Source organism: Stutzerimonas stutzeri, assembly GCF_000935215.1.
Taxonomy (GTDB): Bacteria; Pseudomonadota; Gammaproteobacteria; order Pseudomonadales; family Pseudomonadaceae; genus Stutzerimonas.
Genome location: NZ_JXXD01000064.1, coordinates 1 through 6133, shown reverse-complemented (window position 1 = coordinate 6133; position 6133 = coordinate 1). Strand labels below are relative to the sequence as shown.

Annotated in this window: 4 protein-coding genes and 1 pseudogene; all 5 read left to right on the top strand. The window is 62.1% G+C overall.

Annotated elements, in window-relative coordinates; translation table 11 throughout:
* Positions 1-330 precede the first annotated feature (330 nt).
* The 5 genes and pseudogenes from LO50_RS08370 (at position 331) to LO50_RS08355 (ending at position 5982) form a co-directional block, all read left to right on the top strand.
* Entirely contained in the window at positions 331-1368 is a 1038-nt protein-coding gene (locus LO50_RS08370) for an efflux RND transporter periplasmic adaptor subunit (RefSeq protein WP_023103722.1), read from the top strand.
* A pseudogene (locus LO50_RS08365) lies at positions 1368-3443 on the top strand (efflux RND transporter permease subunit); the annotation flags it as partial. The gene LO50_RS08370 and the pseudogene LO50_RS08365, both read left to right, overlap by 1 nt.
* A 52-nt stretch (positions 3444-3495) precedes the next feature.
* Positions 3496-4452 (top strand): efflux RND transporter permease subunit, encoded by a 957-nt coding sequence (locus LO50_RS25570; protein ID WP_336434162.1) that lies wholly within the window; start codon positions 3496-3498, stop codon positions 4450-4452.
* Entirely contained in the window at positions 4445-4747 is a 303-nt protein-coding gene (locus LO50_RS08360) for a DUF3240 family protein (protein WP_003288512.1), read from the top strand. The genes LO50_RS25570 and LO50_RS08360 overlap by 8 nt, the downstream gene beginning before the upstream one ends.
* Positions 4747-5982 carry a TolC family protein gene (locus LO50_RS08355; RefSeq protein ID WP_003089075.1) on the top strand — a complete coding sequence of 412 codons (1236 nt, stop codon included), beginning with the start codon at positions 4747-4749 and terminating at the stop codon, positions 5980-5982. The genes LO50_RS08360 and LO50_RS08355 overlap by 1 nt, the downstream gene beginning before the upstream one ends.
* Positions 5983-6133 lie beyond the last annotated feature (151 nt).

Genomic DNA, 6133 nt, shown 5'->3' with positions numbered 1-6133 from the left:
CAATCTTAAAACGAAAATCAGGAGGGAGGTGGAATCCTTCAAATTTGTAATTCAGCGGTAACGTTCCTGATAGTCACCCCCCTCTAGAATCGAACCTGTAGAGGAGTCTACGACAATCTCCTTCCATGCAAAGGGTGCAGCAGACGAGTGGGTTACTCATGTGTGTCCTGCGACCGCGCTCGCCTTGCGATTTAAAAATCCTCAAAGACAGGTCTAAAGCATGCCCATGTCATGGCGCTTCACGGGGAACTTTCGATGAATAACGAACATTATCTGCGCAGTGTAAAGGGGCTCTCTTTCGCCATCGCTTTTATTATTTCAGGGCCTGCCATGAGTGCTGAGAAGTTCTCTGTCGCCAATGAACAGATTCAAGCGCTGGGTATCAAGACGTCTGCTGTGCAAAGCATGAAACAGACGGTCAGCACGCGATATCCCGGCCAGGTTGTCGTGCCTCCGAAAGCGGAGCAGATCGTCAGTTCCCCACTTGAAGGTGTGGTGGTGCAACTGCTGGTGGGCGAGTACCAGGCCGTTCGCAAAGGCGAGCCGGTCGTGCGCCTGTCCAGTCCGGCGATGAGCCAGCTCCAGCTCCAGCTGTTGCAGGCATCTGCCCGCGCCACGCTGGCCCGGCAGGCCTACACCCGGGAACAGAAGCTGTTCGATGAGGGCATCATTCCGCAGCGTCGGGCGCAGGAAGCCCAGGCAACGCTGAAGGAAGCGGAAGCGACTCTGGTGCAGACCAAGGCCGAACTGGCCCTGGCGGGAATGACCCCGGCCATGATCGAGCAGGTCATCCGCTCCGGGATTCCTTCCGACAGGATCACCCTCAGCGCCGTTCAGGACGGCATTGTCAGCAACATCTCGGTCCGGCCCGGCCAGCGGGTCGACGGTGCCACGTCGCTGCTGAACATCACCCAGGTCGATGCGCTGTGGCTGGACGTGCAGATTCCGGCCGCGGCCAGTATTGGCATTCAGCCGGGCGCGGGCGTAACGGTGGTCGACAAGGGCATTAATGGGCGTGTCATCAACCTGAGCCCGACCCTCTCGGCTACCAGCCAGTTCGTGGTGCTGCGCGCCGAAATCGAAAATGCCAACGGCGCCCTGCGTCCCGGCGAGCTCGTCACCGTGGAGATCCCGGTTCAGGCCGCTGGCAAATCCTGGGACATCCCTCTGTCTGCCGTCGCTCGCAACAAGACCGACTCCGTGGTGTTCGTCCGCACGCCCGACGGTTTTGAAGCCCGCCCGGTCAAGGTCGAAGCCAGCGCGGGGCAACTGGTCCGTGTCCAGGGCAACATCAGCGAACAGGACCAGGTTGCCGTCGCCGGCGTGATTGCGCTGAAAGGCGCCTGGCTTGAAGAGGACGGTGAGTGATGCTGAGCCGTCTTATCCAATTCTCTTTGTCCCAGCGCCTGTTCATGGTGCTGGCGACGCTGTTGCTGACCGGCGCGGGCTGGTATGCCTACCGTGGGCTGCCCATCGATGCCTTCCCTGATGTGGCCAGCACCCAGGTCAAGGTGATCATGAAGGCACCGGGGATGACCCCGGAAGAAGTTGAAAGCCGGATTGCCGTGCCGATCGAAGTGGAAATGCTCGGTATTCCCAAGACCAAGATCCTGCGCTCGGTCACCAAGTACGGCCTGGTCGATGTCACCATCGATTTTCAGGATGGCACTGACATCTACTGGGCGCGGCAACAGGTTTCCGAGCGTCTCGGCAACCTGAGCGACAGCCTGCCGGACGGCATCAGTGGCGGCATGGCGCCGATCACCACACCGCTGGGCGAGATGTTTATGTTCACGGTGGACGGTACAACCTTGTCTCTGGTCGAACGTCGCAGCCTGCTCGACTGGGTGATCCGGCCGGCGCTGCGTACCGTACCTGGCGTGGCGGATGTGAACTCCCTCGGTGGCCAGGTCAGGACCTTCGAGGTACTGCCAGATCCCATCCGCATGGCTGCCAGCGGCGTGAGCCTTGAGCAGCTGACCAACGCGGTCAACACCAACAACCGTAACGACGGTGCCGGCCGACTGGGTGAAGGTGACGAAGTCCTGCTGGTACGCAGCGAGGGCAGCATCCGCACCCTGGATGACCTGCGGGCCGTTGTGGTCAATTCCAACAGCTCCAGCCCGGTGCGGGTTGGCGACCTGGCCGAGGTTCGCCTTGGCACCCTGACCCGCTACGGCGTGGTGACCCAGGATGGCAAGGGCGAGGCTGTGCAAGGCCTGGTGCTCGGCCTGGCTGGCGCCAACGCCCGCCAAGTGGTCGCCGGTGTGCAACTGAAGCTCAAGGAACTGGAGGCCACACTACCGAAAGGCATCACCATCACCAGCTTCTACGATCGCTCGTCGCTGGTCGATAAAGCGGTAGGGGCTGTGTCCAAGGCGCTGATCGAGGCCACCGTGTTGGTCATCGTGTTGCTGGCCCTGTTCCTCGGCAACGTTCGCGCAGCGCTGACGGTTGCCCTGGTACTTCCGCTGGCGGCGTTGATCACCTTCATCCTGATGCGCTTCGTCGGCATGTCCGCCAACCTGATGAGTCTGGGAGGGCTGGCCATTGCCATCGGCATGTTGGTGGATGCCGCGGTGGTGGTGGTCGAGAACATCGTCCAGCGTCTGGCCACCGATCCTTCCGGTGGCAAGCTGCCGCGTCTGCACATCATCTACCGGGCGGTGCGCGAGGTCGCGGTACCGGTGACGTCCGGCATCCTGATCATCATCACGGTGTTCCTGCCGCTGCTCACCCTGCAGGACCTCGAAGGCAAGTTCTTCGTCCCGGTGGCGCTGACCATCGTCTTCGCTCTGGCGGGATCGTTGCTGCTGTCGCTGACCGTGATCCCCGTGCTGTCCTCCTACCTGCTGCGCGAGGTCAAGCACGAAGACCCCTGGCTTGCCCGCAAGCTGCTGGGCATCTATGGCCCGGTGCTGGAGTGGGGGCTTGGCCGGCAGAAACTGATCGCGATCATCGCTGGCGCCATGTTGGTCGTCGCTGGCCTGGTCTACACCCAGGTGGGCAAGACCTTCATGCCGACCATGGATGAAGGCGACCTGATCGTGGGTATCGAGAAACTGCCATCGGTCAGCCTCGAACAGACGGCCGAGCTGGACAAGAAGATCCAGACCGCGCTGATGGCAGCGGTCCCGGAGATCCGGGGCATCGTGGCGCGGGCCGGTTCCGACGAGATCGGTCTTGATCCCATGGGCCTGAACCAGACCGATACCTACCTGCTGCTCAAGCCCATGAGCGAATGGCGGATGGACACCAAGGAAGAGCTGATGGACGAGGTCCGCAAGGTGCTCGATCCAATGCCGGGTATCGGCTACAGCTTTACCCAGCCCATCGAGATGCGCGTCTCCGAGATGATCATCGGTGTGCGCGGCGACCTCGCCGTGAAGATCTATGGCCCTGACCTGGGCACCCTGAGCCAACTGGGCGGCAAGATCGAGTCGCTGCTCAAGACTGTGCAGGGCAACCAGGACGTCTACACCGTGCAGAACGACGGTGGTGCAGTATCTGCGCGTGGAGATCGACCGGCTGCAGGCTGGCCGTTTCGGCCTGAGCGTCGAGGCCATCCAGGATGCACTGCGCGTGCAGATCGAAGGCCAGCAGGCCGGCCTGGTGATCGAAGGCAACCAGCGCACGCCGATCCTCATTCGCTCGGACGAGTCGGTGCGCACGTCGCCGGCGGACTTCAACGCGGTGCGGATCACCACGCCGGATGGCCAGACCATTCCGCTGAGCAGCGTGGCGAGACTGGAGCGTGCCGATGGCCCGGTGAAGATCGACCGGGAAATGGGCAGCCGCTACAGCGTGGTGATCGCCAACGTCAGCGGTCGTGACCTGGTCGGCTTCGTCGAGGAGGCCAAGGCGCTGGTGGCTCAGCAGGTGGAACTGCCCAACGGCTATCGCATCAGCTGGGGCGGCCAGTTCGAGAACCAGCAGCGTGCGGCTGCCCGGCTGTCCATCGTCGTTCCCGTGGCGCTTGGTCTGATCTTCGTCCTGCTGTTCTCGACCTTCGGCTCCGTGCGCCAGGCGTTGCTTATCCTCAGCAACATCCCCTTCGCCCTGGTGGGCGGCATCGTCGCGCTGTGGGTCACTGGCGAGTACCTCTCGGTGCCAGCGTCGGTGGGGTTCATCGCTTTGTTGGGTATCGCGGTGCTCAACGGCATCGTGCTGGTCAGTTACTTCAACCAGTTGCATGGCGAAGGCCTGCCACTGCGGGAAGTGGTGCTCCAGGGTGCCCGTCGCCGGTTACGCCCGGTACTGATGACCGCCTCGATCACCGCCTTCGGTCTGGTCCCACTGTTGTTCGCTACCGGGCCCGGCTCCGAGATCCAGCGGCCGTTGGCCATCGTGGTGATCGGCGGTTTGATCACCGTCACCGCGCTCACCCTCATGTTGCTCCCGATTCTCTATCTGCGATTCGCCCACGCGAAAAAGGAGGCCAAAGATGCCTGATACCTGGTTGACGCTGCTCTGCACCCCAAGCTTGGAGGAGAAGCTCATCGACCACCTCCTGGTCGTGACGGGGAACCAGATCTTCACCAGCACACCGGTTGCGGCGCACGGGCTGTCCACCGCGGCACTCAATCCGATGGAGCGTGTCATGGGGCGGGCCAAGGCTGTGCAGATCCAACTCGTGGTGGAACGGCAGCAACTCACGGAGGTGCTGCAATCCCTCAAGGAGGAGTTTCCAAATACCGGGCTGCGCTATTGGACGGTCCAGGTCAGTAACTTTGGGGAGTTCGTGTGATGAAGCGCCTTGTTCCCCTGGCTCTGCTGATCAGTGTGTGTGGCACGGCCGTGGCGCAACCTGCCGCTCCGGCAAACATTCTGCCCAAGCCGCTGGTGGTGTCGCTGCTCAACGCCGATCCCCGCGTGGCCTCGGCACGCTCCAGCATGGATGCCGCCATGCTGGAGGCTGGCATCATCCGGCGTTCGCCTTATGAATGGACGGCCACGGCAATCGGCCAGCAACGGCGTACCGACGCTGGCCCCAACTACAACGAATGGAACGTGGGTATCGAGCGCACGGTGCGCCTGCCTGGCAAGGCCAGTGCCGACCAGGACATCAGTTCGGCAACGCTGCGATTGGCAGATGCCACCTATGGCGAAGTCCGTCATGAAGCCGCGCGGGAACTGATGACCCTGTGGCTGGATTGGCTGGTGTCGGAGCACGCGCTCACCATCGCCAATAAAGGCCTGGCCTCAGCCAAGGAAAGCCTGGCGGCGGCGGAAAAACGCAACCGTGCGGGTGACGCCTCTAAGCTGGATGTAAGCCTGGTCAAGGCGGAAGTGGCCGAGCAACTGCGACAAGGCAACGAAGCCAAGATAAAAGCCGCTGCGAGCTGGGCAACACTGTCGCGGCGCTTCCCTGGCATCGAGCGCAAAGTGGTTGATCTGCCCATTCCTTCGGCCGAACTCGGTCAGTACGACACCTGGCGCGAGCGGATCCTGGCCGAAAGCGATGTGCTGCGTCGGGTCGAAGCCTCTCTGCTGAGAAATCAGGGGCAATCGGCCCGGGCGAAGGCTGACAGGGTGCCGGATCCTACGTTGGGGGTATTCACCGCCTCCGAGCAGGGCAACCGTGAGCGCATCTACGGTGTCAGCTTCAGCATGCCGATCCCCAGCGGGTCGCGCAGTGCTCGCTACAGCCAGGCGCTGGCCCAGGAGAATGCGGCTCGCGAGGATGTCGACCTGGCCAAACGCGAGCTGGAAGCCGGGATTGCCCGTGACGTCGAACTGGCTTCAGGTGCTTACGAGAGCTACCTGATCGCGAAGGATGGCGCCGCTGCCATGACCCAGAACGAAGCACAGATGCAGCGTGCCTACGAACTGGGCGAGGTGGATCTGCAGTCGTTGTTGCTGGCTCGCCGGCAAGCCGTCGCATCGTCTACCAGCGCCCTGCAGGCCCACGCGGATACGCTGCGCACCCATCTGTCGCTGTTGATCGATGCCCACTGGATATGGGGGTTGGACGAAAGCTGAGTTGTTGCGTTGCCCGGCATAGGCCGGGCAACCTTTCAGAATCGTAATGAGTTACTCATGCTCCGGTTAGTTTTCGGCAGCAATGATAGGAAACGGCCAGTGACCACAGCTGAATAATAAACGGCCGTCCTATCTCAATAAGGGAAGGTCT

Bases quoted from the DNA above. Each gene is read 5' to 3' on its own strand.
- LO50_RS08355 (WP_003089075.1), top strand. From the start codon at position 4,747: ATGAAGCGCCTTGTTCCCCTGGCTCTGCTGATCAGTGTGTGTGGCACG.
- LO50_RS08360 (WP_003288512.1), top strand. From the start codon at position 4,445: ATGCCTGATACCTGGTTGACGCTGCTCTGCACCCCAAGCTTGGAGGAG.
- LO50_RS08370 (WP_023103722.1), top strand. From the start codon at position 331: ATGAGTGCTGAGAAGTTCTCTGTCGCCAATGAACAGATTCAAGCGCTG.